Raw genomic sequence first — 26,316 nt, 5'->3', positions numbered from 1 at the left:
TGCGCGTTTTCGCCAGCCTTACGAACGGGTAAGAACAGTCGCACATCGTCTGAACGGAAGTCCACATGGAAGTCAAAATCTACCATAATCCGGCCTGCGGCACCTCGCGCAACGTGCTCGCCGCGCTGAGAGAAGCCGGCTACGAGCCGCAAGTGATCGAATATCTCAAAAACCCGCCCGATCGGGCGACTTTGAAGGAGCTTCTGCGTCGCATGGGCAAGAACGTGCGCGACGTCCTGCGCAAGCGCGGGACACCCTACGAAGAACTGAAACTCGACGATCCCACCCTGTCAGACGTCGAGATTTTCGCCGCCATCGAAAAGCATCCGATTCTGATCGAGCGGCCAATCGTTTCGATGGGTGACAATGCCGCGCTCTGCCGACCCGCCGAGACGGTCAAGGATTTGATGGCGCGGTCCAAGACTTAGCGGTCCAAGGCTTAGAGGCGTTCTCGGTACCGGATGCAAAAAACCCAGCGGCCGGGACCGCTGGGTTTTTTCGTTAGATCGGATGCGGCTCCAGGCCGCCGACGTCCGGCTCTGGCTTTTGCCCCGTCGTCGGCACCGCGGAGCCGCGGGGGGGCGGCGTCGGCGTCGACTCTTCGCGCACCGGCCGCTTGCCGGCCAGCAGGCCCTTGATCTCGTCGCCGGACAGCGTCTCGAATTCGAGAAGCGCATTGGCGAGCGTATCCAGATCCGTACGCTTATCGACGAGGATCTGCCTGGCCTTCTCGTAAGCTTCCTGCACCAGCCGGCGCACCTCCGCGTCGATCGTCTCCTGCGTCTGTTCGGAGAAGGTCTGCGTGCGTCCGAGCGAGTAGCCGAGGAACTGCTCCTGCTGCGGGTCGGCATAGGCGACGGTGCCCAGCTTGTCCGAGAAGCCGAGCTGGGTGACCATCGCGCGGGCGATGCGCGTCGCCTGCTGAATGTCCGAGGCGGCGCCGGAGGTCGTTTTCGCCGCCCCAAAGATCAACTCTTCGGCGACGCGGCCGCCCATCGCCATGGCGAGCATCGCCACGAGCTGCTCATAGCTCTGCGAGATCTGATCGCGCTCGGGAAGGCCCTGCACCATGCCGAGCGCTCTGCCGCGCGGAATGATCGTCGCCTTGTGGATCGGAATCGAGCCCGGCACGTTCAAGGAGACCAGCGCATGGCCGCCTTCGTGATAGGCGGTGAGTTTCTTCTCCTCATCCGTCATCACCAGCGTGCGCCGCTCGGCGCCCATCATGATCTTGTCGCGGGCGTCCTCGAACTCCTGTTTCGTAACGATCCGCTTCGAGCGCCGCGCCGCGAGCAGCGCCGCCTCGTTGACAAGATTCATCAGATCGGCGCCCGAGAAGCCCGGCGTGCCGCGCGCGACGATCTTCAAATCCACGTCCGGCGCCAAAGGCACCTTGCGGGCGTGAACCTTGAGGATCTTCTCGCGGCCGATGAAATCCGGGTTCGGCACCTGGATCTGCCGGTCGAAACGGCCTGGACGCATCAGCGCCGGATCGAGCACGTCCGGACGGTTGGTCGCGGCGATCAGGATGATGCCCTCATTCGCCTCGAAGCCGTCCATCTCGACGAGCAGCTGATTCAGCGTCTGCTCGCGCTCGTCGTTGCCGCCGCCAAGGCCGGCGCCGCGATGGCGGCCGACCGCGTCGATCTCGTCGACGAAGATGATGCAGGGCGCATTTTTCTTCGCCTGTTCGAACATGTCACGCACGCGCGAAGCGCCGACGCCGACGAACATTTCGACGAAGTCAGAGCCCGAGATCGAGAAGAACGGCACGCCCGCCTCACCAGCGATGGCGCGCGCCAGCAGCGTCTTGCCGGTGCCGGGCGGTCCCACCAGCAGCACGCCGCGCGGAATGCGCCCGCCGAGCCGCTGGAACTTCTGCGGATCGCGCAGGAATTCGACGATCTCCTGCAGATCCTCCTTGGCTTCGTCGACGCCGGCGACGTCCTCGAAGGTGACGCGGCCTTGAGTCTCCGTCAGCAGCTTTGCTTTCGATTTGCCGAAGCCCATCGCGCGGCCTGCGCCGCCCTGCATCTGCCGCGAAAGGAAAATCCAAACCGCGAGGAATGCGACGAGCGGCAGCGCGTTGAGAAGAAGCGTCATCAAGAAGCTGCCGCCTTCATTGTTCGGCTTGGCGCTGATTGAGACGTTCTTGGCTTGCAGCCGCGGCACGAGATTGGCGTCGTCCGGCGCATAGGTCGTAAACGGCCGATTGTCGTTGAAGTGGCCGACGACCTCGTTGCCCGCGATCGTCACGTCGTGAACGCGGCCCTGATCGATCTGCGTCAGCAGTTCGCTATATGAAATGTCGCGGATCGGCGTGCGCTGGCCCGGCTGCTGAAACAGCATGACAAGCGCAACCACGAGCAACCCGATGATTGCCCAGAGCGCGAGGTTTCTGAAGTGTGGGTTCATGTGGGAAGCCTGTCGGGAGCCGCTCGGTCGGGCTTATCCCCCGAAGCGCTCCGGTCATGTGCTTAATTTAGGCGCACCAGGACGCGTTGCCAAGTCTCGGAAAAGCCCGTGAATCCAAGCGTCGTGGCGCGGCGACTTGGCCGTTTCGACAAGTTCTTCCCGCGAAAGCTAAATTTGCTAGGTCAAGCTTGAGCGGCGAGGCGGCGCCGGACGCAGCCGAATCCGTCCGCCGTTCGCTTCAATTGAAACATCCGCAAGGGTCAGGCGGACCGACCCGTGCGCAGCCAGCGCAGCGGCCACTCGCGCGCTGGCGCGCTCCAAGCGTTCGAGACGAAGCACAGCCGCGGGCGCGACACTCAGGATCGCGCTTGCGAGCACGCGTTGAAGAATTTCCAGCGGCGCTTTGCACAGCGTCGCAGCGTCGAGCTCAATACATGACGCTTCGTTCCGCTGCAGCGCGCGCGTCAGCATTTCGGCGGCGCAATGCGCCAACGCGGCATCGGCGCGCGCCGCACGCGATCCAAGCCGCAGAAGCGCGTCTCGATCGAGCCCCTGCGCGGCGAGCATGGGAGAAAGCCTTCGCAGCCGCACGCGCGCGAAGCTTTCGTCTTCATTGGACGGGTCGCGAAAGAACGGTTGATCTGCGCGGGCGCAGACCGCCTCCAACTCCTCTTTGCGAAAGTCGAGCAGCGGCCGCAGGAGCGCGACGTCCGCGCAACGTGCGACGCGCGCCATGCCGGCAAGCCCGGCGACGCCGGAGCCGCGCGTGAGACGAAACAGGATTGTTTCGGCCTGGTCTTCCGAGTGATGCGCAAGCACGATGGCCGATGCGCCGATGCGCTGCGCGCAGGCGTGAAGCAGCGCGTATCGCGCGCGCCGCGCGCGCTCCTGGAGGCGCGTCGAGGGCTTCTCTCCCTCCCACGTCAACAAATGGTGATCGTAGCCCAAAGCGCGCGCCCAGCGGCCGACCTCTTCAGCCTCCGCGCGCGCTTCTTTGCGCAAGCCATGATCGACCGTCGCCACGGCGATGTGGCGCGACGACCGCAAAGACCACGCCGCGCAAAGCAGCATCAAGGCGACGGAGTCGGGTCCTCCTGAAACCGCGAGCAGCAACGAGGGGTAGGGCGCGAGGAGATCGAGCGCGTTTTCACGATTTCCCTCGCGCGAGTCGTCGTCGATGGCGGCGAGGTCTTCCGTCTCCGTGCGCGGCATGCCCTAGGCCGTAAGGGCGCCGACCGCAGCGCGGACGGCTAGCATTGAATTTTTTTGCTTTCGCGTTGAGCCGCTTCGCGAACTCGCGTCGCCGCCTTGGGAAATTTAACGTTGATCTCGGAATAGGAGGCGCACGCCTGCTCCTTCGCGCCCATGGCGCTCAGCGATTGGCCGAGCCGCAACAGCGCTTCCGGCGCCTGCGCCGAGTCGCCGTATTTCGTCGAGATTTCTAAATATCTTTCGGCCGCCTCCCGGTGCCGTCCGCGCAAAAAGAAGCTCTCGCCCAGGTTGAATGTCGCGGCGGCGGCGAGCTTGCTCTTGCCGTTCTTCGATAAAAACGTCGAGAGCGACCTCTCGGCTTCTTCATATTTGCCGGCGCGCAACGCGCCCACCGCCTCATCATACTGCTCCTTGGGGCCGGCGACTGGCGGCGCGGCGGCGATCTCCGCGGGCGCCGGCTGGTCGCCAACAAGGCGGCCGTGGGCGATATCCAGCGGCTGGCCTGCTTCGCGCACAGGGGCCGTCGTCACCGAGCCCGTGGTTCGCGCAGCGCTTTCCAGCGGCGCTGACGGAGTGGTTGTGCCGAGCGGCCGCGGCGCGCCCGGCGCAGACGGCTGTATCGAGGGATCAAAGGCGTCGCCGCGCTTGCCGGCGTTGGCGCTCGTCTCGGGCGCCGTCTGCGCCACGGTTGAAGGAACCGTCGGCCCGTGCGGCGCAGCCTCCGAGTGCGGCTCGGGCTTTGCGGCGCGCAGCTGCTCTTCCAAAAGCTGCACCCTATGCTGCAGCTCCTCGTTCTGTCCGGTCAATCGGCGTAGCTCGCGCTCCAACCGATCGATCCGCATCGCCGCCGCACCCGGCCCCGGTCCGGCCTCGGGACTTTCATAAATATCCGACGGCGGAACATTGTAGGTTTGAGCGTGACGGAGGTCGGCCTCGGGTCGAGGATCCCCATAGACGTCGAACGCCTGAGCGGCGCCCGCCGCAAATAAGGGAAGGGCGAAGATGAGGGCGTAGCGTGTGAACATGGTCGCGAAGGCCGAGACTTGCGCTAGAGCAGGCTCCGAAAAAGGTGACAGACTTTTTCGGTGGGAACCTGCTCCAACATTCTGATGTTGAGCGATTCCTTATCGATCCCATGATTCCATGTGATCGGGAAGCGCTCTAAGGCGCCGCTCGATTCGACGCGGCGTGACAGCGCCTTACCATAGGCGCCCATTCGGCTAAAATTAGGCGATGCGGTCGTTTGGTCTCATTTGGGTTCAAAGAGTGGCGATGGCCTCGTTTGTCGCCGCGGCGTCGCCGTCGCGCGCCGAGCCGCTTCCCCCTGCCGCCGAAACCGGAGAGTGCTCGCTCGAAGGCGCGGTTCCGGCGACCGTCGCCGCCGTCGATGAGGATTTCGAACTGCTGCTCGATGACGGCCGCCGCGCCGCTCTCGCGGGACTCGACTTTCCGCCGCGGGAAATGGCGGAGCTGCGCGCCGCCATCCGCAGCCGCCTGTCGTCGTGGCTCGTCGGCCGAGACATATTCCTGGGCGCTTTTGCTTCGACACTGGACCGCTGGGGCAGGGCGCCGGCGAGAATTTACGCAAGTCCGGCCGACGGAGGCGATGCGGTGCCCCTCACCTCTGTGGCGGCCGCGCTGCTCTCGGCTGGCGAGGCGCGCTTTCGTCCGGATCCGACGGCCGCCGCCTGCGCCAAGGCGTATCTGGCCGCCGAAGCCCCGGCGCGCGATGCGGGCGTCGGACTTTGGTCACGGCCGGAGTTCCGCCCGATCGACGTCTCCGCGCCCGGCGCAGTGGAGGATTTGAAGCGCCGCAAGGGGATGATTGTCGTTCTCGGCGCCATCCGCTCGGTCGGCGAGTCGCGGCGCGCCTTTTACCTTAATTTTGGCGACAAATGGCGCGATAGCTTCACCGTCGTGATTCTGCGACGCAATTTGGCTGTATTCGGGCAAATCGAGCCCCGCTCGCTCGTCGGGCGGCGAGCGCGCGTACGAGGGCTTATTGAGACCGGGGCTCGCATCGAAATCGCTACGCCAGCCGAGATCGAGTTTGTTGACGGCGTCCCCTCTCGTTAGGCGGACGGCGCTCTCCCTGCTGGCCATCGTCGGCTTGGCGATCGGAGGCTGCGCGGAGCTCGAGCGGCAAGGTCAGATCTTTACCGCTCCATTGCCGCCGACGCGGCCGGCTGGTCCGCGAACCGATAATCGCAGCACGGTTCAGCATAAGGAGCTCGTCGCCCAATTCGGCGGCGAATATGAGGCTCCGGGCGCAGAGCATTACCTTGATGGCATTCTCGCAAAGCTCGCCAGCGTCAGCGAAACGCCCGGCCAGCCAACCTACAAGGTGACAATTCTCAATACCCCGGTCGTCAACGCCTTCGCGCTCCCCTCCGGCAATCTTTACGTCACGCGCGGACTGCTGGCTCTTGCCGGCGACGCTTCGGAGGCGGCGGCGGTGATGGCGCATGAAATCGCCCACGTCTCGCTGCGTCACAGCGCGCTCCGCGCCGAACGCGAGCGTGAGGCCGCGATCATCTCGCAGGCCGCGGCGGTGATTCAGAACCGCCAGAAAGGCGACGAGGTGCGTTCCAGTCAGCGGCTCTCCGTCGCGAGTTTCTCCCGTCAGCAGGAACTCGACGCCGACGCCGCCGGAGTCCGCGTCATCGCCAGAGCCGGCTTCGACCCGTATGGCGCTTCGCGCTTCCTGACGGCGCTGGGTCGGTCCTCGGATTTGCGCGCGGCGCTTTACGGAAAGAAGAAGTCGCTCGACTTCGACATTACCTCAACGCATCCTTCCACTCCCGACCGCATCACAAAGGCTGTTGCTGCGGCGCGACAAATCGGAGCGCCAGGGATCGGCGTCGCGGACCGCAGTGGCTATCTCGAGGCTATCAAGGGCGTCGCATTCGGCGACGATCCAATGGAAGGCTACGTCCGCGACCGCAAATTCATCCATCCGCGACTGCGCTTCGCCTTCATCGCGCCCGAGGGCTTTCTTCTGGAGAATTCCAACGAAGCGGTATTCGGGGTGCGCGAAGCCGACAATGAAGCCCTGCGGCTCGACAGCGTGCGCCCGCCGTCCGACGAGAATCTCGAAGCCTATGTCGGCTCGGGCTGGGTCGACGGCCTGCTTCCTTCCTCCGTGCGCAAGATGGACATCAATGGGCTACCCGCCGTCATCGCTGTCGCTCGGGCGGGGGAGTGGAATTTCCGGCTGGCGGTGATCCGGTCGGGTGAGTTTCTCTACCGCCTGATTTTTGCAGCGCGCACATTGACCGACCAGGCCGACGCGCTCTTCAAGGAGTCGATCAGATCCTTCCGCCGGCTCGGCCCCGATGAAACCACCGACGCACGGCCGTTGAGGATTGCGGTGGCCGTCGCCGCGCCGGGCGACACGATCGAAACAATGGCCGCACGGATGGTGGTTCCTAACCGGCCGGCCGAACATTTTTTGCTGCTCAACGGGCTGTCCGCCGGCGACGCCCTCACCGCCGGCGAACATTACAAAATCGTAACCGAGTGACGCCCGGTTTTTGCTCGCTTTGGGAACAACTGCCGCGCCTGACGGTTATCTCAACAAGGCAAATCTTGGCGCGCGGACTCCCACCATTAGTGGCGGATAGCCGCGTATGGAGGGCGTCATGGCTTATATGCCTGGATTGGGGCGCGAATTAATTAAGGCTGCGGCCGAGGCGCCCTTTTTGGAACGCGACGAAGAAAAGCAGCTTGCCATCGCGTGGCGCGAGAGGGGTGACGCTAAAGCGCTTCATAAGCTCGCCGCCGCACATATGCGTCTCGTCATCGCGCTTTCGGCCAAGTTCAGACATTACGGATTGCCGCTCTCGGATCTTGTCCAGGAAGGCCATGTCGGACTCTTGGAGGCCGCGGCGCGGTTCGCGCCGGAGCGAGACGTACGCTTCTCCACCTACGCGACATGGTGGATCAGAGCGTCGATCCAGGATTACGTGTTGCGCAATTGGTCGATCGTGCGGGGTGGAACCAGCTCGTCGCAAAAGGCGCTATTCTTCAATTTGCGTCGCTTGCGTGCGCGGTTGGCGCGCGAAAATCACGGCGCGAGTTCAGTCGACACCTATCAGACGATCGCAAACGCGATCGGCGTTTCGCGGGCTGACGTGGAGATGATGGATTCGCGTCTATCGGGTTCCGACGTGTCGCTGAACGCCCAGCTCGTCGACGACGACACGTCCGGCTCCGCGCAGAGGATGGATTTTCTTGTCGACCAGAAGCCGCTCCCCGACGAGGTCGTCGAAGAGACTCTCGATTCGGATCGGCGCGCGCGCTGGCTCAAGGATGCTCTGGCGATTCTCTCCGAACGCGAGCTGCGCATCGTGCGCGAGCGTCGGCTGGCGGAAAATCTGGTGACGCTTGAGACGCTGGGCGACCGCCTTGGCATTTCCAAGGAGAGGGTGCGGCAGATCGAAAGTCGCGCACTTATCAAGTTGAGGCGCGCGCTGTCGCGGATGCAAGAGTCGGCGACGCCAGATGAGCCGGCACGAGTGTAAGAAAAAAACCCCGGAAGTCGCTTCCGGGGTTTTTTATTGCTGATTAGGCGGCCCGGTCCACGTCAGCCTCATCCCCGCCGTCATCGCCCACGTCCCCCTCCGCCTTCGGCCCGCGGCGAGGGCCTTTCAGCAGAAAAGATTCGATCAACTTCAGCGATTCCGAATCGATGAGCTTGCGCACGGCGGCGACTTCACGCGCCATACGGTCCAAGGCGGCCTCGTAAAGCTGGCGTTCCGAGTATGACTGCTCGGGCTGAGTATCGGACCGGTACAGGTCGCGAACCACCTCGGCGATGGTGATGAGATCGCCCGAGTTGATTTTCGCCTCATATTCTTGAGCGCGGCGCGACCACATGGTGCGCTTGACGCGCGCGCGACCGCTCAGCGTTTGCAGCGCCCTGTCAACGATGGCCGTATCGGCGAGCTTGCGCATACCGACGCTGACGACTTTGCTGGTGGGCACTTTGAGGGTCATCTTGTCCTTGATGAAGCTCACGACAAAGAGCTCCAGGCTGAAGCCCGCGACCTCTTGCGTCTCCACACCGACGATCTGTCCGACGCCGTGCGCGGGATAGACGATGTATTCGTTGAGCTTGAAACCAGGCTTGGCGGAGGGCGTCGCCGGCTTCGGCTTGGCGGGCATGCCCGGTCGTGCGCCGACGCCGGGCGCCGCCGAGGGCTCCTGAGAAGTCGCTAGGGGCGGGGGCTCGACCGTCTCTCCAACGGGTTTCGGCTCCGCCTCCACGAGGGGACGCGGCTTTGCCGCCGCAGGCGCGACTGGCGCCGCCGGCTTCTGCTCGATGGGCTTCGCCACCGGCTGCTTGGCCACCGGCTGCTTGGCCACCGGCTGCTTGGCCACCGGCTGCTTGACCGCTGCCGTCGGCGTCGCCGCTTCGGCGGGCTTCGCCGCCGCGGTCTTGGGCGTGACTGGGTTCGCCGCCGGCGTCTTTGCGCTGGCGCTCACCTTTTCCACCGCCGTTTTGGCCGCCTTCGCGGCCACGGCGCGCTTCGTCGCGCTCTTACCGGCGACCGCAGTCTTGCCTGCGGCCGCAGTCTTGGCGCTCGTCGACTTCGCCGCCGGCTTAGCTGCGGAGGCGCGGGCAACGCTGCGAGCGCTCGCAGTCCGCCGCGTCGCCGTGGCGCGCGCCGGGGTCTTGGCGGTCTTGTCTTTTGCCGTTGATTTCGATTTCGTCGTCGTTGTTTTGGCTGTCATCGTTCTCGCGGCTTTTGCGGAGGTTTTTGCGCTTGCTTTCCGGCTCGAAGCGGCGGCGGCGCGCGCGGGCTTTGCTGCCGAGGCGGAGCGGCTGGCCGGCTTCTTCGATGTCGAATTCTTCGCTGCGGCGGTTTTCGTCGCGCCGCTCTTGGTGGCTCGCTTAGCGAGCGTCTTGGAGCGAGCGGCCGAGCCCTTGCCGCGTGCTGCTGCGGAGGAGGCAGTCGCAGGCGACTTTTTCTCGGTTTTGTTGGAGGGCATACGCGGGCTACTCCTATGCTGTCCCGCTGTGGAGACGGGACCATCGCTGCCTGACGACTCGCGCATACCGCCGGCGAAAAAGCCACGGAGGCGCCGCGAAGGCAGCTAGTGGAAACCTTGCTAGCGCCGCATACCCAACAGCCGACCAACCAGCCGGCCCTCGAGAAGAGAGGCTTTCGAATTTGTCGCGAGACGGTGACTGGCGCCGCATCGCCCCTTCGACAAGGCGTGCATTTAGTGTGTGATTTATAACACGCCCACACGTGAAAATCAAAGGCATATGCGCGCGAGCGGCGCCTGCGCTGAGACCGCAAACTACGCTAACTTATTATCATGCCTTACATTTTAGATTAATTAAGGATGTGGAAACTCATCACGGGCAACTTGCGCGCCAGGATTCGCAAGTTGGGCGCCAGACTCGCTCTGAACGCAGTTCAGTCTCCCTCGCCGGCCTCCGGCGAAAAGAACTGCTCGAATTTGCCCGGCTTGCCGTCCCATTCCTTGGCGTCGGAGGGCGGCTCCCGCTTGAGGGTGATGTTGGGCCAGTTCTGCGCCATCTCGGCGTTAAGCTGCAGCCACTGCTCCAAATTCTCTTCCGTATCAGGCTTGATGGCGTTAGCCGGGCACTCGGGTTCGCACACGCCGCAGTCGATGCACTCGTCCGGGTGGATCACCAGCATATTTTCGCCTTCGTAGAAACAGTCCACCGGACACACTTCAACGCAGTCCATATACTTGCACTTGATGCAGTTTTCCGTGACGACATAAGTCATAAGGGTGATCTCTCCCGCGACCTTGCCGCTTGCTAGCTTTTTTGCCAGCGTCACGCAAGGCGAGCAGAACGAGGGCGCGCGTCAGAGATATAATTGCGCTTGCAACCTACAAGGTCAGCAAATGGTCGAAACGATAAATTCGCCCGCGACGACCGCGATCAGCCGGCAGGCGCTGACGGCGCGCGCCCTGCTGCTTGGCGAGCGGATCGACACCGACGGGCTCGAACGGGCTGATCTCGTTTCCACGGCGCCTCTCGCGTTTCACGCCGGGCAGAGCGGATTCGCCGTGCTCTACCGCTTCGGGGTCGCCGTTCTCTTCGGCCTTTCTCCGTTGGAGGAGGATGAGATCGTCCAAAAGATCGGCCTTCGCGTTGCGGGCGCGTCGCGGGGCGACGACGAGACGTTGATCATCGAAGCGACTCCCGACGGCGAGGAGAAGGCGCTGCCGGACGGACGCCTCGCGGTAAAGGACCTTTCCGAAGCGCGGTTGCTGGTGATCGCCGACGTCTTGGCGAAAAGCGTCGCCCTGGGGCGTGACGAGCGGCGCGTCAACGCCGTTTTCGACACGATCGAGCCCTTCGCCGCGGAACTTGCGGCGAGGGGCAGCCCGCCATGGAAGCGCAAATCCATGTTGGAGCTCATGGGCCAGACACTGCTCGTGCGGCACCGCGTTTCAGGCCGCGTCGCCGTCGACGACAAGCCGGATGTGCTTTGGGATCGGCCTGACCTCGAAAGGCTCTATGCGCGTCTCGAGGATGAGTACGAACTTACGCCGCGGGCCCGCACGCTCAACGCCAAGATCGATGTGATTGGCGAGACCGCCCGCGCGCTGACCGATCTCATCGACGCGGCGCGCTCGGTTCGGCTGGAGTGGACGATCATCATATTGATCGCGATGGAGATCGTCCTCACCCTGTTCCAGATGTGGGTCGCGCGCATGAGCTGAGCGCTTCTTCGACGTCGCGCAGCGGCGTTTCGCCAGCAATCCATTCGAAATTCGGAAGCTGGTGTCGCGCGAAGGTGAACTGACGCTTGGCGTAGCGGCGCGTATCGAGCTGACTGCGCAAAATCGCTTCCGCAAGCGTTAGTCGTCCGTCGAGATAAGCGATGAGGTGGGGCACGCCATGCGCACGCATCGCCGGCAGCGACGGATCGAGTCCCCGCGCCTTGAGCGCCGCGACCTCGTCGAGCGCGCCCGCTTGCGTCATTCTCTCGAAGCGCGCGTCGATGCGCGCGTAAAGCGTCTCCCGCTCGGGCGCCAGGAAAAAGGCGGCGCATTCCGACGCCTTCAGAATCGGCGGGCTGCGCGGACCCTGAAAGGAAACGAGCGGCTTGCCTGTCGCCTCCAGGACTTCCAAAGCCCGCAACAGCCGCTGTGGATCGGTCTTGCGCAGCACGGCGGCCGTTGCGGGGTCGCGCGCGGCAAGTTCGGCATGAAGCTGCTGCGGGGTCTTGTCCTGCGCCCAGGCGCGCATCGCATCGCGCACGTCGCCGGGAACGGCGGGAATGTCCGAAAGTCCGTAAAGCACCGCCCGGAAATACATTCCCGTGCCGCCGACGAGAATCGGCGTCAATTCGCGCGCATCGAGGTCGCGTAGAACGCGTGCGAGATCCTCGAGCCAGCGTCCGACGGAATAGTTCGTCGCCGCATCGACGTGGCCAAAGAGAAGATGCGGCGCGGCGGCTTCCTCCTCGATCGTCGGGCGCGCGGTGACGATCCGCAGGTCGCGATAGACCTGCATCGAATCGGCGTTGACCACCGCGCCGCGCCGGCGGCGCGCGAATTCGAGCGCTAGCGCGGACTTGCCCGAAGCGGTTGGACCTGCAATGAGAATGGCGCGTGCGCGCATGGCGCTATTGCCGCTGAAACGGTGGAGATGTCAAAGCCCATCGAGTACGTCGCGACCTTCGTCGCCGGACGGGACGCGGCGCTGAACGAACGCGCGGTGTCGGGCGCGCTATACGACTCTGGATTGATCGACGCAGGGCGTGATTGGCTCGCGCCCGATCATGCCGTTGACGCGTTCCTGGCGGGGGCGGGGCATGACCTTGCCGACTTGCGCGCGCGGCTGCAGGTGGCGATCGCGGACGATCCGATCGACGTCATCGTTCAGCCGACGACGGGCCGGCGCAAGAAACTGCTGGTCGCCGACATGGATTCGACCATGATCGGGCAGGAGTGCATCGACGAGCTCGCTGACCTCGTCGGCTTGCGCGAGCATGTCGCGGCGATCACCGAGCGCGCAATGCGCGGCGAGGTCGCGTTCGAGGGCGCCTTGAGGGAGCGGGTCGCGCTGCTTGCGGGCGTGACCCTTACGCAGATCGAGACGCTGCTGACGCGCATCACTTTGACGCTCGGCGCGCGGCAGCTTGTGCGCACCATGCGGGCGCATGGCGCCCATACCGCGCTGGTGTCGGGCGGCTTCACGCAATTCACCGAGCCCGTCGCCGAGCGCATCGGCTTTCATGAGACGCGCGCCAATCGCCTCGAAATTGCTGACGGCGCGCTGACAGGCGCGGTCGTCGCGCCGATCCTGGGAAGCGAAGCCAAGCGCGCGTCCCTTATCGGATTGCGCGAGGCGCGAGGGCTGTCGCGCGAAGCGACGCTGGCGATCGGGGACGGCGCCAATGATCTTGCCATGCTGCGCGAGGCGGGTCTCGGCGTCGCCTTTCACGCCAAGCCGAAAGTGGCGCAGGCGGCGGATGCGCGTATCGACCATGCCGATCTGACCGCGGTGCTCTTCGCGCAGGGGTACAGGCGCGAGGAGTTTGTCGACTGACAGCCCCCTCCTTCTGCCTCGCCCGGCGTGAATCCCTCTCCCGCCGGAGGCGGAAGAGTGATTAATCACTCCACCGGCAAGGCGACGAAATGCGCGTCGCCCTGGCCGTTCGCGACGATCAGCAGCGCAGTCTTCTTGCCCGCGCCTTTCAGGGTCTTGATTTTCTTGAGCACGTCCGCCGGGTCGCTCACCGCTTCCTGATTGACCTCAAGCAGCACCTCGCCCGCCTGCAGGCGTTTCTCGGCCGCCTCCGAGCGCGGATCGACGGCGGTGATGACAACACCGACCTTAACGGTGTCCTTGATCTGATAGCGCGACCTCAACGCATCCGAGAGACGCGACAGTTCCAGCCCCAGCACGCTCTGCGAGGACCCGTCGCCGCCGCTTTCGGACTTCTCCTTTTCGTCGCCGTCCTTGGACGCGACCTTCTCCCCGTCCTCAAGGCGACCCAGCTTGACGGTCTTGGTCTGCTCCTTGCCGCTGCGCACGACGACGAGTTCGACATCCTTGCCGACCGGGGTCGCTGCGACGAGTTTCGGCAAATCGCGCGACTCCTTGATCGGCTTGCCGTCGAATTTGACGATCACGTCGCCCACCTTCAGCCCCGCCGGCTTGGAGGGTCCCTTGTCGTCGACGCCGGCGACGAGCGCGCCGCGCGTCGCGCCGAGATTGAGCGTATCGGCGATGGCGTCGTCGATGTTCTGAATCCGGACGCCGAGCCAGCCGCGGCGGGTCTCGCCGAATTGCTGCAACTGCACGATGACGGGCTCAACGGTATTTGCCGGCGTCGCGAAACCGATGCCGACCGAGCCGCCGGATGGCGACAGGATCGCGGTGTTGATGCCGATGACTTCGCCGTCCATGTTGAACAGCGGTCCGCCGGAATTCCCCTTGTTGATGGAGGCGTCGGTCTGAATGTAGTTGTCGTATGGACCGCTATCGATGTTGCGGTTGCGCGCCGAAACGATGCCGGCCGTCACCGATCCGCCGAGTCCGAACGGGTTGCCGACGGCGAGCACCCAATCGCCCACCTTCGCCTTGTCGCTGTCGCCGAACTTCACCGCCTTCAGCGGCTTTTCCGGCTTCACCTTCAGAACCGCCACGTCCACTTTCTGGTCCTTGCCCAGGACTTCCGCCTTGAGCTTCTGGCCGTCGTTGAGGATCACCGTCACCTCATTGGCGTCGGCGATGACATGGTTGTTAGTGATCACGATGCCGGAGGGGTCGATCACGAAACCGGAGCCGAGCGAACTTGATCTGCGCTGACGCGGCAGTTCCGGCATTCCCTGGCCACGCCGCCGGAAGAATTCCTCGAAAAGATCGTCGAAGGGCGCGCCCGGTCCGACTCCGGGCGGCAGGTTGGGGCCGCCTTCGTTCCGGGAGCTGCGTTTCGCATCTACCGTGGTGGCGGAAATATTGACCACGGCGTCCGAAACCTGGGTGGAGAGTTCGGACAGCGAATCGGGACCTTTCGCCTGCGCCGGAGCGACGACGAGGTAGAGTACGGGCGCGGTCGCGAGGATCGCTCTCGCGGCGCGACGAAGTGCGGGCGTCATGCGTTATGTCTCCTGTCAGGGACAAGATATGCCCGGGCGCGGCTCAACGCACGCGCTTGCGGGTCACTTTTTTTGGTTTCGCTCCGGTTCCAATTGGTCCGCGCTCAGCGCGGCGCTCGCCTCCGGAGCTGAGAAAAAACGGAAGAATTCCGATCGTGGACTGATCAAGAATCGCGTCTCCCCCGGCTTGAAAGCGCTCTCATAGGCTTGCATCGACCGATAGAAAGCGAAGAAGTCGGGATCCCGGCCGAAAGCTTCGGCGAAGATGCGGTTGCGCTCGGCGTCGCCTTCGCCCTTCATCTGGTCGGCCTTTTGTTGCGCTTCGGCTTTCAGCACAACGACGTCGCGGTCGGCCCTGGCGGTGATTTTTTGCGCCTGCTCCGAACCTTGGGCGCGATATTCGGCGGCCTCGCGCTGGCGCTCGGTCTGCATGCGCCCGAAAACCTTTTCGGAGATCTGCTGCGGGAGATCGACGCGGCGAATGCGCGCGTCGACGACCTGCACCCCGAACTTTCGCGCCTCGCGGTCCGCCTGCTCCTTGATCTTCACCATCAATCCGGCGCGCTCGTCGCGCACGATCTGCTGCTGGTTGGCTTCGCTCAGCACGCGTCGGACGGCGGAGTTCAACACTGAACCAAGCTGATTGTTCGCGCCCATGACGCTGTTAACGGTCTGATAGAACCGCAGCGCGTCGACGATGCGATAGCGGATGAAGCTGTCGACCTCGAGTCGCTGATTGTCGGCGGCGAGAACTTCCAGATTCGGGCTCTCAACGTCGAGAATGCGGTTGTCGAAGGTGACGACATTCTCGACAAGCGGAAATTTGAAGTGGAGGCCGGGCTCGGTGATAAGTCCTCGGCCGGGCACGGGTTCGCCGAACCGCAGCACCACCGCTTGTTCGGTTTGCGATACGGTGAAGAGGGCTCCGCCGACGGCGATGACGCCGATAAGTAGCGCGACGGCGAGCGCGAAGAGAAGGCCAGACCTCATTTGCGGCCTCCTTGGAATGGCGTAAAGGCGGGCAGGGGCACGAAGGGCGTCACGCCGCCGCCGGCTTTCGACGGATCGTCGAGAATGATTTTCTCTGAGCCGCCCAGCACGCGCTCCATCGTTTCAAGATAGAGACGCTGGCGGGTGATCGCGGGCGCGTTTTTATATTGAGCGTAAATTTGCTCAAAACGCGACGCCTGGCCGCGGGCCTCTGCGACGATCTGTTCGCGGTAGCCCTCGGCCTCCTGCAGAATGCGGGCGGCGCCGCCGCGCGCTTCCGGAACAACTCGATTGGCGTATGCTTCGGCCTCGTTGCCGAGACGCTGCAGATCCTGCTGGGCGGCGGTCACGTCGCGAAAAGCCGCGATCACCTGCTGCGGCGGATCGACCGAAAGCAAGAGCACCTGCAGCACCAGCACCCCGGCGTGATAGTCCTCGAGCACCTTCTGCATCAACGCCTGACTGGCGGGCTCGATCAACTTGCGATCGGCGGTCAGAATTTTTTGAATTTGCGTCTGGCCGACGATCTCGCGCATGGCGCTTTCGGCCACGGCCTTCACTGTTCCTGGCTGATTGGCGACGTTGAAGGCGTAATCTTCCGGCTTCGCGGGATCAATTTGCCAGATGACGCGAAACTTGACGTCGGCGATGTTCTCGTCGCCGGTCAGCATCAGGCTTTCTTCGGGCGCTTCGGGGCCTCGAGGCGCGGAGACCGACCCCCGGCGACGCCCTTCTGAGACGACGCTCGGCTCTTCGCGGAAACCGACGTCGGTGATGTTACGGTCGGTAACCGCTAGCTTGACAACGGATCCGATCGGACCCGGAAGATTGTAGTTCAGGCCCGCCTGAGTCTTTCCCATATATTTGCCGAAGATCAGGTTGAGGCCGATCTCGTTGGGTCCGACGGTGTAAAGCCCGGAGAGCAGCCATGCGAGCACGGCGACCAGCACAAGTATCGCGAGCCCGCGTCCGCCGAATCCGCTCGGCAGAACCTTTTTCAAGCCTTCCTGGCTACGGCGCAGCATCTCTTCGAGGTCCGGGGGCTGCCCGCCGGAACCCTGTCCCCAGGGACCTCCGGGCTGACCCCACGGATTGTTATTCTGATTGCGCGGCCCGCCTTGATCGCTCCAGGGCATGTCGTCTCGCATAAAGAGGAATGGGCGGCGCTCGCGCCGCGTTTGGCAATGTTATAGGCATTCGCCGGCGCTGCGGCAATGACGCGACCGATTAGCGTTCGTGCGGAGGAGAGGGCATGATTCGCGATTACACCAATATCGCGGCCAATGAGCGGACCTTCCTCGCTTGGGTGCGGACAGGCATTGCGGTCATCGCTCTTGGCTTCGTCATTGAGCGATTCAATCTCTTCCTGTTGACCATCGCCGGCGCGGTGAGCGTCGACGCCATACGACTGCACCTCCATCGTTTGGATCATCCGGCGGGCCGTTACGGCGGCGAGGCGCTCATTGGCGCGGGCGTGATGCTGATCGTCATTTCGACGATTCGTTTTATCCATACCGCACGATTGCTCGCGCGCGACGAGCCCTATACGGCGCGCGCGACGAGCGTCAGCCTGTATTTCCTCGCCGTGCTGCTGCTCACGATCGCCGCGTTTAGCGCCTATCTCGCGATCGCGTGAGCTTCACTTTTGCTCCAACCTCCAGGACCCGTCCCAGTCGTTTTCCGGCGGCGCCGCGATCAGAGCGTCGATTCGCCGGATGAAAGTGAGCGAGGGCCCGTCCTCCGGCGCAATCGCGAGAGCTTGCAAAAATGCGCGCCGCGCCGCGTCCCAGGATCGTTCGCGATAGGCCTCAAGGCCCTCTAAGAAGCGCGCGCGCAGCTCCTCCTGCTCGCTGGTCAAGCAACCCTTGCGAGCCATGATCTCGTAAATCCGCTCAGGCCTGGCCTGACCGGCCATCGCGACGAGATCGATCTCGCGCGTTTCGACGACATCGGCGGCGCCCATCGCAGTCGCTTCCGATGCGAGTATCCGCGATCCGTAAATCTTATTGGCGCCCTCCAGACGCGCAGCGAGATTGGCGGTGTCCCCGATCACCGTATAATTCATCATGTGCTCGGAGCCGATGCTGCCGACGAGCGCCTCTCCCGTCGCAACGCCAATGCGCAGATCGAAAGATATCGGCGCATTGCGCATGCCGATTATCTCAGGAAAGGAATCATGCAATCTTGCAAGGCGATTGAGCATGTCGATTGCTGCAAGAGCGGCGAGACGCGTCTGCTCGCTATCCTCGTTAAAGGGCGGACCCCAATAGGCCATAATCGCGTCGCCGATGTATTTATCGATGATCCCCTCGTGCTCTCTGACCGGGGCCGACATCGTCGAGAAATATTGGTTGAGGATTTTTACGAGGCCCTGCGGCGTCATGCGTTCGCTCGTCGTGGTGAAGCCGGCGACGTCGCAAAAGAGAACCGTCATGACTCGGCGCTGACCTTCGGCCGCCAGCGTCGGGGCGTCGATTAGTCCCTTCACCACGCGCGGATCGATATATCTGCCGAAAGTGTCGAGGATGCGCTTTTTCAATCGCAGTTGCTCGACCATGCGGTTGAACGCGGCGGTCAAATGACCAATCTCGTCGAAGGTGGTTACGGCGATCACTTCGTCAAGTTGGCCCGCCTCGACAGCGCGCGTCCCTTCGAGGAGCCGTCGAACCGGAACCGTGACGCCATTGCTGACCAACATGGCGAACAAAACGCCCAGCGCCGCGGCGAACAGGGTTAGCGCGGCCGCGACGACCATGACCTGACGTTGCATATCGACCGTGACCGCGCTGTCGGCTTGCAGCAGGGCGAGCATATCGCTGCGGACGGCGTCCAGGCTTCGATTGACGTCGTCACGGAACTCGTCGACGCGCACGAGGTTTTCCGATACGGCGCGCGCGTCGTTGGCTTCGAGCGCCTTGAGCAGTCGGTCGATCTCTTCGTTCAGATGGCGGCGTGAATCTCTTAAGAGGCTATCGAGACGACTGTCGATGCGCACCAGCGCCGACTCGTCGCCGAAGGTGCTGCGGTCCTGGATAAGTCCGCCAATCAGGGCGCGCGCGGAGCGGATTTCGCTCTCAACAGCGGCGCCCTTCTCTTCGAGCACCTTCTTCAGAGCTTCAAATTCGCCGTGATCATTCGACGAGACCGTTCGCGCAATCACCATTCGACGGAGAGTCAGCGCTCGCTCCAGAGAACGAATATTGGCGCGCGCCAGATTGCCGTAGGCGGGCATGTAGTTCGACGACAGCTGCGCGAAGTGCTCGCCGGTGCGTCGAACCATAATCATGGAGAGAAGGGACGTCAGGACCATCAAAACGATCAGCGCCAGAGCGATGCCCATAATCTTTCTTCTGATGGAGAGCGAAAAGGCGCGGACGGCAAAACGTTGCGACATCGGATTCCGGGCGTTGAGAGGAGGAGCGGCGCAATCCTAGCACCCCTGGAAGTTGTTGCACGTCGACCGGGCCAGCCTCGCCGCTTTATCCTTGGACATGCCGGGGGAAAAACCCGCAGAACGCGCTTCAGGTCCTGAACCTGAGCGTCGGGCGCGGCTGACATATTGGGGGCGGACGGGAGCAGGGCCCCGCGGCGACGCGTCAACCGAGTCGTCCAACAGGCCCAAAACCGTATTTTGACTGGCGGAGACGGTGTCCGCTTCTCCGCCGTTTTTGGCGTCCTTACCGTCTCTAAGTGCTTGATTGATACGCATCGGTCGCTATGGTCGATTTCGCGGTTATGGCAAAGGGACGCGAAATTGGCGAGACGGTTGCTTTCCGAAACGAGGATTCGAACCCTCGATAAGCCGGGCATTTACGCCGATGGCGACGGGCTTTTCCTGCGCGTTCGCAAGGGCGGCTCGAAGCAGTTTGTTTTCATCTTTCGGCGCGGCAAGACGCGCACAGAGTTGGGCCTCGGCGGCTTTGGGCGGGGCACGGCGCCCGTCCCCCTCTCTCTGGCCAGAGAGAAGGCCGACGCCATCCGCGACAAGCTGGCGCGCGGCTTCGACCCCGCGGCGGAACGGAAGCCGCCGCGCGTCGTCACCTTCAAACATTGTATGAACGAACTGCTATCTGCGAAGGCGCCGGAGTGGCGCAACGCTAAGCATTGCCAGCAATGGGAAATGACCTTGCGCGAGTATGCGGCGCCACTTCACGATATGCCGGTCGCGGACATCGCGCTCGGCGACGTCAAGGCCTGTCTCGCGCCACATTGGCAGGAACGGCCGGAAACGGCCGACCGGCTGCGGTCGCGGATTCAGGCCGTTATTGATTACGCGATCGCCCACCAGTGGCGTACGGCGGGCAATCCAGCAGTGTGGCGCGGCTTGCTCGATAAGGTCATGCCGGCGCGCCAGAAGCTCTCGCGCGGCCACCATGTGGCGCTTGCTTATGCCGCGGTCCCGGAAATGATGGCCGCTTTGCGGACGTCGAGCGGCGTGGCGGCGCGCTGCGTCGAATTTCTCGCGTTGACGTGCGCGCGCAGCGGCGAGGCGCGCGGGGCGACCTTTTCAGAAATCGACAGAGAAGCCCGCACATGGACCGTTCCGGCTGAGCGCATGAAAGCAGGCCGCGCGCATGTTGCGCCGCTCTGCGACCGCGCGCTGGAGATCGTCGAGGCCATGCGCCAGCGTGCGACCTCCGACCTCGTTTTCGGCGGCGGCGTCGATAGCCGCCCGATTAGCGACACAGCGATGACGAAGGCGCTTCGCCTCGCTTCGCCCGACAAGGCCGCAACGCTGCATGGGCTGCGGAGCAGCTTCCGAGATTGGGCCGGCGACAAGACAGGATTCGAGCGCGAAATCGCCGAGGGCTGTTTAGCTCATGCTGTAGGGAATCAGGTCGAATTGGCTTATCGGCGCTCAACGGCGCTCGAAAAGCGGCGGGAATTGATGGAGGCTTGGGCGGCTTACTGCGATATTTAGGTTAGTTTTGTCGCCTAATTAATACTTCCTGGTTAGTTTTGTAGCCAAATAATATGGTTGGATTTGTCGCCGTAAATACTTGAATTGTCTAGCTTCCATTAGATCAATACTTGTGATTGTTTAGGGCTGCTTAACCAAAGCGGCCCTTGCGTCCCCGGCCGCTCATTTTGAAAGGAGCGGCACAGTGGAGCACCCCATCCTCATTACTTTGGACCAGTGCGCGCGGCTAACGTCGTTGTCACGCACGGCGATCAATCGCTTGCGCGACGAAAACCGTTTTCCGGTCGCCGTGTCTCTCGGCTCTCGGCGAATTGGATTCGTCCGCGCCGAAGTCATCGCGTGGCTTGAGGCACGCATTGCTGCGCGCGGCGCCGAGCGGGAGGCTGCATAATCATGCGGCGTCCTAAAACGCGAAATCCAGCCCCCTACAATCCGTGGGCCGGGACTTGCCGGCAATCGGGCGACGAGGGCAGGCCGCGCAGGAGCCTTCGGCGCCGTGACGCTAAAATCCTCCGCCGCGGAGCGAAGAAAGCGCCGGTCAATAAACGATCCTAGCGACGCTTAGAAAACGAGGGGCGCGCCCTGCGACCGGCGCGCCCCTCAAAACATTCTCTTACGACATACGGAAGCCGGAAGAATGGCACGAAACGCCGAGGCGAGCAATGCGCCGCCCGTCACGCTTACAAATCAGGAGTTTTTGGAGGCTATCGCAGGCGACGACTGGCGCCGCGTTCCGATCTCCTGGGGCGAGAATTCGTGGTGGGTCCGCCAAGCCGGCAAGAACATCGCCAAGCCAACCGTCGAGACCTCCAACTATTTCACGGTGTCGCTCTTCAAGCCCGCCGGTGACGGCAAGTTCGCGCGCAAGAAAGAGCTGTTCGAGCGCCAATTTGTCTTCGTCATCGACGACGTCGGCACGAAGCTGCTCGAAGCCGAGGTGCGCGCCGTCATGCCGCCCGCGACCTACGAGCTGGAGACATCGCCTGGCAACTGGCAATACGGCTACCGGCTGTCCAACGGGACCGACGCCCGCGCGCTCAACGCGCTGATCTGCGCCATAGTCGATGATCCCGACATCAACCCGTCGCTCAAAGATCCGGGCATGAAGGGCGTCACGCGCGTCGCGCGCCTGCCCGTCGGGTCGAACAACAAGGACAGCGTCAAGGCGAAGAACGGCGGCGCCGGCTGGCCGCACCAAATGGCGGTCTGGGCTCCGGAGATCGCCTATTCGGTCGAGGACCTCGCCTTCTGGCTGGGCGTCGACCTGAGCGAAGACGCGCTCGTGAAGTTCAAAGACATTGCTGGCGCGCGGCGCGCCACCGCTGAGGAGCTCGGCGCCGACCCCATTCTGAAGCTCTTCGATATTAAGGAGATGCTGCTCGACGCCACCCCCAACGATAATGGCTTCGTCTCAGTCATCTGCCCTTGGGCGGCGGAGCACTCCGATTCGCGCAACGAGGCGGGCTACCGGCCGGGCTCGGGCGGCTTCCAATGCCACCACGGCCACTGCGAGAGCCGCAACATGAACGACCTGCGCGCCTGGGTGGCCGAGAACGTCACGCCGGCCGAGCAGGCGCAGGCGCTCGCGGAGACCTTTGATGCGTTTCCGATCGATGAGAACGCTTTGAATGCGGAGATCGTCAGGATTGATGACTACCGTCAGAAAGCTCAAGAGCGCGCCGAGGCGCGCATAACAGAAGCCCTCGGCGCGCCGCCAACGGCACGTGACGAACTGCGGATATCGAGCTGGCTCACGCGCGACTTGCCGCCACGGGACTTCGTCTCCGGCGACGTCCTATCTACCACGTCGCGCCTGCTTCTGATCGGCCCGACTGGAATCGGTAAAACGCTATTCTCGCTTGCATGGGCTGCGGCGATCGCAGGAGGCGCGGATTTTCTCGGCTGGCAGGGCCGACGCGCGGCGCGCGTCATGTATCTCGACGGCGAAATGAGTGCAGACCTTTTCAAAGAACGCTCAGAGATCGTCGCCGGGCTCTACGGCGAGGGCATTGCTCTATTCGGCTACAACCGGGACGTTCTCGGCCCCAACGAAATGGCGCCCCTTAACAGCGACCTTGGGCGCGCATGGCTTTGGCGAGAGATCGATATCGTAAAGCCGGACGTGATCTTTTTTGACAACATCATGTCCCTGCTGGCGGGGGCCATGGGTGACGAAGAGGCGTGGGGCCAAGTCAAAGACCTTACGTTGCAAATCTCGGCGCGCCGCATCGCGCAAGTATGGATGCACCACACTGGCCACGATGCTTCGAAAGGCTTCGGAACCAAAACCCGCGAATGGCAGATGGAGAGCGTCATCATGCTCTCCAAGCTGGATGGAGCGGAAGAGGATACCTGTGCCGCGCAGTTCAGACTCGAATTCACAAAGGCTCGAACACGCTCACCGGCGAACTATCAGCAGTTCGCGCCTCGAATCGTCCGCTCCGATCCTGACGCGGGATTCGTGGCTGAAGAGGCGTCCGCCGGCGTGAAGGGCAGAGCGAGCAGCGAATTGGACTTCGTCCGGCGCAGCTTCATCAACGCCTACGAGGAGCTGGCGAGCGCCGCCGTGCTTTCGCAGGGCTTGGACAACGTCCCCGCTCGCCGCAGGGTCTCTATCGACGCCTTGCGCGACATACTCAAAAGCCGCGGCATCCTCGACAAAAACGAAACGGGGCAGCTCTCGGCGACGGGGCGGTCGCACTTCCGCCGCGTGAAGAACGGGCTCTTGGATAAAGGCGTCTTCGCCGAGGACGAGGACCTTATATGGAAAATCCCCCAGATCCCCTCGTGAGTGCGTTGCACGTTGCACCCCTAAAAGGGTGCGTGCAACGCAACGCACGTCGCAGGGCGCGTTGCATGCAACGCAAGTGCAACGCAGACGCAACGGAGCAATTAGGCGACAAATTCAACCCGAAACGAACAGAACTTGATGGCCTTGAATCTTGACGAACGGAGAGGACAGAACGGCAATCGCATATTGCGCTTGCCGCGCAACCCCGACGCGACGCCCGAACACACGGCGACAACGCCCCAACCGCCCGCCGCGGCGCCGCCGACCGCGCCAGACGCACTCGATCCGTTCGAAGTTTTGCGTGACTCCACACCGCGCCTGGCGACGAAGGAGCAGCTTCAAGCGCTTGCGGATCGGTGGCGCCGATGATCGACGTCGACGATCCCGCGACGCTCGTTGAACTCTTTCGGCAGGCCGAAAATCTCGCCGTGCTCAACGACGCGCGGCTCGAGCGTGCGCTCGCGACGATTCATGAGCGCACGATCGCGCAGTTCATCGCAGGCGGCACCACCGATATTGAAGCGTTTTTCAGCGCCGACGCGATTGTGGCGCGGCTTCGGTCGCTTGTCGCGAATCGCCGCCGCGCGCATGCGCTCGCAGGTCTGCCTGGGGGGTGCAATGAAAGCCATGCTAACGGATGCGCGCGACCGGTTAAGGAAGAAAATATTTTCCCGTGCAAAATGAAACAGAAAAGATGACCGCGGCCGAGCGCATGCGCCGCAGTCGCGTGCGGAGGGCGAGCGGCCGCCGCGTGCTGCGCGTCGAAGTCGACGAAGTTGCGCTCGAGCATGTGCTGCAGGCGCACGGCTACTCGCGCCCTCTTGACGCCGATAGCCCGCCAGCTGTTGAGGAAGCGCTCCCGGGCGCAAAGCGTCCGATCGGCTCGCGCACATCGCCTTCGCCGGCGCAGATGAGTCTCGCAATCGAAGATTCTCGCGATGGCGTTACCGAGAACGTCGGCGCCGGATCCGAGCGAAAGTGAACGCCAATGCAAGGACCGGACTTTGACACGATGGCTGCGATGCTCGAGGAGCTATCGGCTACGGCAGCGGACGAAACTTCACGGGCGGCTTTTCAGCGAGCACTTCGGGCCCTCGTACAGGCTGGCGGCGGCAGGCGATCAACGACGCCGCGGCGCTTTCGGAAGTGCGCCAACTGATAGCAGCCGGTCGGCTGTCATGTCGCGCCGCGATCCTTCATGTTGGCCGCGCTCGCGCGCCTTATGCTCTAGCTGCATTCGAGCGCCGCATGTTTCGGAAGTTGAGAGCCGCCGATCGCGAGAAAGAGAAAGTCTGACACATCAGTTTTTGTCAGACGTGAGCGGAGTTATTTTCGTGATTACGAATGGAGGCGATCATGTTGGCGGCACCGAGGAAGGAAAGAATGGCGAAGACCGAAATGGCCCCGAATACGACCATCGCCGAGATGGTGTCCCTTGACCGCGCGAGCGAGGAGTATGCTCGGGTGCGCACGCGCCGCGACGAGCTATCGCTCAGACTGGTTTCGACCGAGCGAGAAGCCATCGAACTCGCTCGCGAGCTGCGCAGTCTCTCCCTCAGCGAAGAGACCGGGCATAATCCGATTGATCGCGCGGCTGAGGCGCGCGTGTCTGACCTTATCGGAGATGTTGCACCCAGCGCCGCGCCGCGCGACGATTTCCTGCTGAAGCAAGAAACGCTCAACGCCAAGCAACGCGACCTGGACGATCTCAAACAGGCAATAAATGCCCTCGACTCGCGGCTTCGTGTGCTTCACGGCCAGGCGTCGGAGGCTGTGCGCGAGAAGATCGGGCCGCTGATACTCGAGCGGATCGCTGCCGTCGCTAGATCTTTGATTGCAGCCAGCGAGGCGCAGCGAGCGTATGACGAGATCGCCGACATGTTGAACGCAGAGAACGTCTGGTGGAGCCAACTCGCACATCCGCCGGTATTTCTCGATAGCCCGCGCGATCGGTGCGGCCGCGTTGCCTACTATCTCCGCGAGGCTGTGGAGAAGGGTGCAATCGGCGCCGAGGAAATTCCGGAGGCGTTGCGATGAGCGGATTCTCCGCCGATATGGAGTTTAAATTTGTTCGCGAGGCTGATCGGTTTGACCTTCGTGATGTGGGCGTGTCTGCGCCGGCGCTCCAGGGCTACGCCTGTCTCTGGAACAAGGTCCATTGGTACGCCCGATTACGGCGTTGGGAAGCGTTCGCGACAGGCGCTTTCGCAGCTTCGCTGATGAGCGGTAAGGCGATCTCGGCTTATACGGAACACGAAGAAATTGGCTTGTTCGCCACCACAGCCGACCGGCTTGAGCTCATACAAGATCAATGGGGCCTTGCCTTTCGGGTCCAACTTCGCAAAGGCGACGACCATCAAGAACACCTTGCTCGTAAAGTCGCAATTGGTGAATGGTCCGAGATGTCTGTAGTAGGCTACCGAACCGTTCGCGAGCACACTGTCACAATCGAGGGAAAGACGGTCCATGTCCTCGACGAGTGCGACCTGAGCGAGATCTCTATTTGCAAGCGTGGCGCTGTCCCGGGAACGTCGTGCGGGCTGATCGACGCACGCGGCCGAAAAACTCTTCGCGAAGACTTGCGAGGCGGTAATCTTTTCAAGGGCGCCGTGACAGCGAATGCGGCGCGTAAAGCGGCTTGCGACCAGGCATTCGAGAACGTGAAAGCATCAACGGATTTCATGTTTAGCCGGCTTGGCGCAATCGTCGCCATGCATGAGCCAAGTTGAAGAGATTGCGTCGAACGATGACCGCAGGCCGTCCGCATACGAAAGCGCGGAACGTCCCGACGGGTTTCTCTGGGTTTAAGGAGAGGTTAAGCGATGGCCGAAGCCGTCCGCTCACGCATTGAAATCGACGTCCGAACGTCGGGCGCCGACGCGGC

The 26,316-nt window shown here is 63.1% G+C and carries 25 protein-coding genes; 15 read left to right on the top strand and 10 right to left on the bottom strand.

Annotated elements, in window-relative coordinates; genetic code table 11:
* Positions 1-65: 65 nt before the first annotated feature.
* A complete protein-coding gene (gene arsC, locus A3OO_RS21750) occupies positions 66-428 on the top strand; it encodes an arsenate reductase (glutaredoxin) (RefSeq protein ID WP_018408493.1) in 363 nt (120 codons plus the stop codon).
* A 73-nt stretch (positions 429-501) separates the two neighbouring features.
* On the opposite strand, the gene ftsH is transcribed toward arsC, so the two are convergent.
* The 3 genes from ftsH to ybgF form a co-directional block, all read right to left on the bottom strand.
* The gene (ftsH, locus tag A3OO_RS0114155) at positions 502-2,415 is read right to left on the bottom strand and encodes an ATP-dependent zinc metalloprotease FtsH (RefSeq protein ID WP_018408492.1); all 1,914 of its coding nucleotides are present in this window, start codon (positions 2,413-2,415) and stop codon (positions 502-504) included.
* A 177-nt stretch (positions 2,416-2,592) separates the two neighbouring features.
* Positions 2,593-3,627: a tRNA lysidine(34) synthetase TilS gene (gene tilS, locus A3OO_RS0114150; protein ID WP_018408491.1), complete on the bottom strand. Its 1,035-nt coding sequence runs from the start codon at positions 3,625-3,627 to the stop codon at positions 2,593-2,595.
* Positions 3,628-3,665: 38 nt separating this feature from the next.
* Complete coding sequence (ybgF, locus tag A3OO_RS0114145; RefSeq protein WP_018408490.1) at positions 3,666-4,652, bottom strand: tol-pal system protein YbgF; 987 nt, start codon at positions 4,650-4,652, stop codon at positions 3,666-3,668.
* Positions 4,653-4,899: 247 nt separating this feature from the next.
* Here ybgF and A3OO_RS0114135 point away from each other — a divergent pair, with 247 nt between their 5' ends.
* The 3 genes from A3OO_RS0114135 to A3OO_RS0114125 all read left to right on the top strand — a co-directional run bounded on the left by A3OO_RS0114135 (position 4,900) and on the right by A3OO_RS0114125 (position 8,150).
* Positions 4,900-5,703, top strand: a complete 804-nt coding sequence (locus tag A3OO_RS0114135) for a thermonuclease family protein (protein ID WP_040573900.1) — start codon at positions 4,900-4,902, stop codon at positions 5,701-5,703.
* Complete coding sequence (locus A3OO_RS0114130) at positions 5,681-7,150, top strand: M48 family metalloprotease (RefSeq protein ID WP_018408487.1); 1,470 nt, start codon at positions 5,681-5,683, stop codon at positions 7,148-7,150. Before A3OO_RS0114135 ends, A3OO_RS0114130 begins: the two co-directional genes overlap by 23 nt.
* A gap of 118 nt (positions 7,151-7,268) precedes the next feature.
* The gene (locus A3OO_RS0114125; RefSeq protein ID WP_026222993.1) at positions 7,269-8,150 is read left to right on the top strand and encodes an RNA polymerase factor sigma-32; all 882 of its coding nucleotides are present in this window, start codon (positions 7,269-7,271) and stop codon (positions 8,148-8,150) included.
* Positions 8,151-8,193: 43 nt separating this feature from the next.
* Here A3OO_RS0114125 and A3OO_RS23005 read toward each other — a convergent pair whose 3' ends face one another.
* Complete coding sequence (locus tag A3OO_RS23005; RefSeq protein ID WP_342446761.1) at positions 8,194-9,114, bottom strand: CarD family transcriptional regulator; 921 nt, start codon at positions 9,112-9,114, stop codon at positions 8,194-8,196.
* Here A3OO_RS23005 and A3OO_RS24690 point away from each other — a divergent pair.
* Positions 9,074-9,730 (top strand): hypothetical protein, encoded by a 657-nt coding sequence (locus tag A3OO_RS24690; RefSeq protein WP_342446760.1) that lies wholly within the window; start codon positions 9,074-9,076, stop codon positions 9,728-9,730. The genes A3OO_RS23005 and A3OO_RS24690 overlap by 41 nt on opposite strands.
* Positions 9,731-10,055: 325 nt before the next feature.
* Here A3OO_RS24690 and fdxA read toward each other — a convergent pair whose 3' ends face one another.
* Positions 10,056-10,394 carry a ferredoxin FdxA gene (gene fdxA, locus A3OO_RS0114110; protein WP_026222991.1) on the bottom strand — a complete coding sequence of 113 codons (339 nt, stop codon included), beginning with the start codon at positions 10,392-10,394 and terminating at the stop codon, positions 10,056-10,058.
* Positions 10,395-10,515: 121 nt separating this feature from the next.
* Between fdxA and A3OO_RS0114105 the strand changes: the two genes are divergently transcribed.
* On the top strand, positions 10,516-11,340 hold the full coding sequence (locus A3OO_RS0114105; protein WP_018408482.1) for an RMD1 family protein: 825 nt from the start codon (positions 10,516-10,518) through the stop codon (positions 11,338-11,340).
* Here A3OO_RS0114105 and miaA read toward each other — a convergent pair.
* Positions 11,303-12,244: a tRNA (adenosine(37)-N6)-dimethylallyltransferase MiaA gene (gene miaA, locus A3OO_RS0114100; RefSeq protein ID WP_018408481.1), complete on the bottom strand. Its 942-nt coding sequence runs from the start codon at positions 12,242-12,244 to the stop codon at positions 11,303-11,305. The two genes, A3OO_RS0114105 and miaA, sit on opposite strands and share 38 nt — an antisense overlap.
* A gap of 27 nt (positions 12,245-12,271) precedes the next feature.
* Here miaA and serB point away from each other — a divergent pair, with 27 nt between their 5' ends.
* Positions 12,272-13,174, top strand: coding sequence for a phosphoserine phosphatase SerB (serB, locus tag A3OO_RS0114095; protein WP_018408480.1), 903 nt, complete (start codon positions 12,272-12,274; stop codon positions 13,172-13,174).
* A gap of 65 nt (positions 13,175-13,239) precedes the next feature.
* Here the strand turns inward: serB and A3OO_RS0114090 are convergent, their stop codons facing one another.
* The 3 genes from A3OO_RS0114090 to hflK form a co-directional block, all read right to left on the bottom strand.
* Complete coding sequence (locus A3OO_RS0114090; RefSeq protein WP_018408479.1) at positions 13,240-14,730, bottom strand: Do family serine endopeptidase; 1,491 nt, start codon at positions 14,728-14,730, stop codon at positions 13,240-13,242.
* 63 nt (positions 14,731-14,793) lie between these two features.
* Positions 14,794-15,720 carry a protease modulator HflC gene (gene hflC, locus A3OO_RS0114085; protein WP_018408478.1) on the bottom strand — a complete coding sequence of 309 codons (927 nt, stop codon included), beginning with the start codon at positions 15,718-15,720 and terminating at the stop codon, positions 14,794-14,796.
* On the bottom strand, positions 15,717-16,856 hold the full coding sequence (hflK, locus tag A3OO_RS0114080) for an FtsH protease activity modulator HflK (RefSeq protein WP_245257161.1): 1,140 nt from the start codon (positions 16,854-16,856) through the stop codon (positions 15,717-15,719). Before hflK ends, hflC begins: the two co-directional genes overlap by 4 nt.
* A 116-nt stretch (positions 16,857-16,972) precedes the next feature.
* Between hflK and A3OO_RS0114075 the strand changes: the two genes are divergently transcribed.
* Complete coding sequence (locus A3OO_RS0114075) at positions 16,973-17,356, top strand: YidH family protein (RefSeq protein ID WP_018408476.1); 384 nt, start codon at positions 16,973-16,975, stop codon at positions 17,354-17,356.
* Positions 17,357-17,359: 3 nt separating this feature from the next.
* Here the strand turns inward: A3OO_RS0114075 and A3OO_RS0114070 are convergent, their stop codons facing one another.
* Complete coding sequence (locus tag A3OO_RS0114070) at positions 17,360-19,060, bottom strand: adenylate/guanylate cyclase domain-containing protein (RefSeq protein ID WP_245257160.1); 1,701 nt, start codon at positions 19,058-19,060, stop codon at positions 17,360-17,362.
* A gap of 426 nt (positions 19,061-19,486) precedes the next feature.
* Between A3OO_RS0114070 and A3OO_RS0114065 the strand changes: the two genes are divergently transcribed.
* The 7 genes from A3OO_RS0114065 (at position 19,487) to A3OO_RS0114030 (ending at position 26,161) form a co-directional block, all read left to right on the top strand.
* A complete protein-coding gene (locus tag A3OO_RS0114065) occupies positions 19,487-20,641 on the top strand; it encodes a phage integrase central domain-containing protein (RefSeq protein WP_018408474.1) in 1,155 nt (384 codons plus the stop codon).
* Positions 20,642-20,825: 184 nt separating this feature from the next.
* Positions 20,826-21,032, top strand: coding sequence for a helix-turn-helix transcriptional regulator (locus tag A3OO_RS0114060; protein WP_040573447.1), 207 nt, complete (start codon positions 20,826-20,828; stop codon positions 21,030-21,032).
* A 246-nt stretch (positions 21,033-21,278) separates the two neighbouring features.
* Complete coding sequence (locus A3OO_RS0114055) at positions 21,279-23,432, top strand: AAA family ATPase (RefSeq protein ID WP_018408472.1); 2,154 nt, start codon at positions 21,279-21,281, stop codon at positions 23,430-23,432.
* Positions 23,433-23,797: 365 nt separating this feature from the next.
* On the top strand, positions 23,798-24,130 hold the full coding sequence (locus tag A3OO_RS0114045; RefSeq protein WP_156824832.1) for a hypothetical protein: 333 nt from the start codon (positions 23,798-23,800) through the stop codon (positions 24,128-24,130).
* Complete coding sequence (locus A3OO_RS0114040; RefSeq protein ID WP_018408469.1) at positions 24,127-24,414, top strand: hypothetical protein; 288 nt, start codon at positions 24,127-24,129, stop codon at positions 24,412-24,414. Before A3OO_RS0114045 ends, A3OO_RS0114040 begins: the two co-directional genes overlap by 4 nt.
* A 362-nt stretch (positions 24,415-24,776) precedes the next feature.
* On the top strand, positions 24,777-25,469 hold the full coding sequence (locus A3OO_RS0114035) for a hypothetical protein (protein ID WP_156824831.1): 693 nt from the start codon (positions 24,777-24,779) through the stop codon (positions 25,467-25,469).
* Entirely contained in the window at positions 25,466-26,161 is a 696-nt protein-coding gene (locus A3OO_RS0114030) for an HK97 family phage prohead protease (RefSeq protein WP_018408467.1), read from the top strand. The genes A3OO_RS0114035 and A3OO_RS0114030 overlap by 4 nt, the downstream gene beginning before the upstream one ends.
* Positions 26,162-26,316: the final 155 nt, after the last annotated feature.

Source organism: Methylocystis rosea SV97 (assembly GCF_000372845.1).
GTDB classification, from domain to species: Bacteria; Pseudomonadota; Alphaproteobacteria; order Rhizobiales; family Beijerinckiaceae; genus Methylocystis; species Methylocystis rosea.
This window is presented reverse-complemented; position numbering and strand designations above follow the sequence as displayed.

Bases quoted from the DNA above. Each gene is read 5' to 3' on its own strand.
- tilS (WP_018408491.1), bottom strand. From the start codon at position 3,627: ATGCCGCGCACGGAGACGGAAGACCTCGCCGCCATCGACGACGACTCG.
- hflK (WP_245257161.1), bottom strand. From the start codon at position 16,856: ATGCCCTGGAGCGATCAAGGCGGGCCGCGCAATCAGAATAACAATCCG.
- hflC (WP_018408478.1), bottom strand. From the start codon at position 15,720: ATGAGGTCTGGCCTTCTCTTCGCGCTCGCCGTCGCGCTACTTATCGGC.
- A3OO_RS0114090 (WP_018408479.1), bottom strand. From the start codon at position 14,730: ATGACGCCCGCACTTCGTCGCGCCGCGAGAGCGATCCTCGCGACCGCG.
- A3OO_RS0114075 (WP_018408476.1), top strand. From the start codon at position 16,973: ATGATTCGCGATTACACCAATATCGCGGCCAATGAGCGGACCTTCCTC.
- A3OO_RS0114045 (WP_156824832.1), top strand. From the start codon at position 23,798: ATGATCGACGTCGACGATCCCGCGACGCTCGTTGAACTCTTTCGGCAG.
- arsC (WP_018408493.1), top strand. From the start codon at position 66: ATGGAAGTCAAAATCTACCATAATCCGGCCTGCGGCACCTCGCGCAAC.
- A3OO_RS0114135 (WP_040573900.1), top strand. From the start codon at position 4,900: ATGGCCTCGTTTGTCGCCGCGGCGTCGCCGTCGCGCGCCGAGCCGCTT.
- A3OO_RS0114070 (WP_245257160.1), bottom strand. From the start codon at position 19,060: ATGGGCATCGCTCTGGCGCTGATCGTTTTGATGGTCCTGACGTCCCTT.
- A3OO_RS0114040 (WP_018408469.1), top strand. From the start codon at position 24,127: ATGACCGCGGCCGAGCGCATGCGCCGCAGTCGCGTGCGGAGGGCGAGC.
- miaA (WP_018408481.1), bottom strand. From the start codon at position 12,244: ATGCGCGCACGCGCCATTCTCATTGCAGGTCCAACCGCTTCGGGCAAG.
- A3OO_RS0114055 (WP_018408472.1), top strand. From the start codon at position 21,279: ATGGCACGAAACGCCGAGGCGAGCAATGCGCCGCCCGTCACGCTTACA.
- ybgF (WP_018408490.1), bottom strand. From the start codon at position 4,652: ATGTTCACACGCTACGCCCTCATCTTCGCCCTTCCCTTATTTGCGGCG.
- serB (WP_018408480.1), top strand. From the start codon at position 12,272: ATGTCAAAGCCCATCGAGTACGTCGCGACCTTCGTCGCCGGACGGGAC.
- A3OO_RS0114030 (WP_018408467.1), top strand. From the start codon at position 25,466: ATGAGCGGATTCTCCGCCGATATGGAGTTTAAATTTGTTCGCGAGGCT.
- fdxA (WP_026222991.1), bottom strand. From the start codon at position 10,394: ATGACTTATGTCGTCACGGAAAACTGCATCAAGTGCAAGTATATGGAC.
- A3OO_RS0114125 (WP_026222993.1), top strand. From the start codon at position 7,269: ATGGCTTATATGCCTGGATTGGGGCGCGAATTAATTAAGGCTGCGGCC.
- A3OO_RS0114035 (WP_156824831.1), top strand. From the start codon at position 24,777: ATGGAGGCGATCATGTTGGCGGCACCGAGGAAGGAAAGAATGGCGAAG.
- ftsH (WP_018408492.1), bottom strand. From the start codon at position 2,415: ATGAACCCACACTTCAGAAACCTCGCGCTCTGGGCAATCATCGGGTTG.
- A3OO_RS0114105 (WP_018408482.1), top strand. From the start codon at position 10,516: ATGGTCGAAACGATAAATTCGCCCGCGACGACCGCGATCAGCCGGCAG.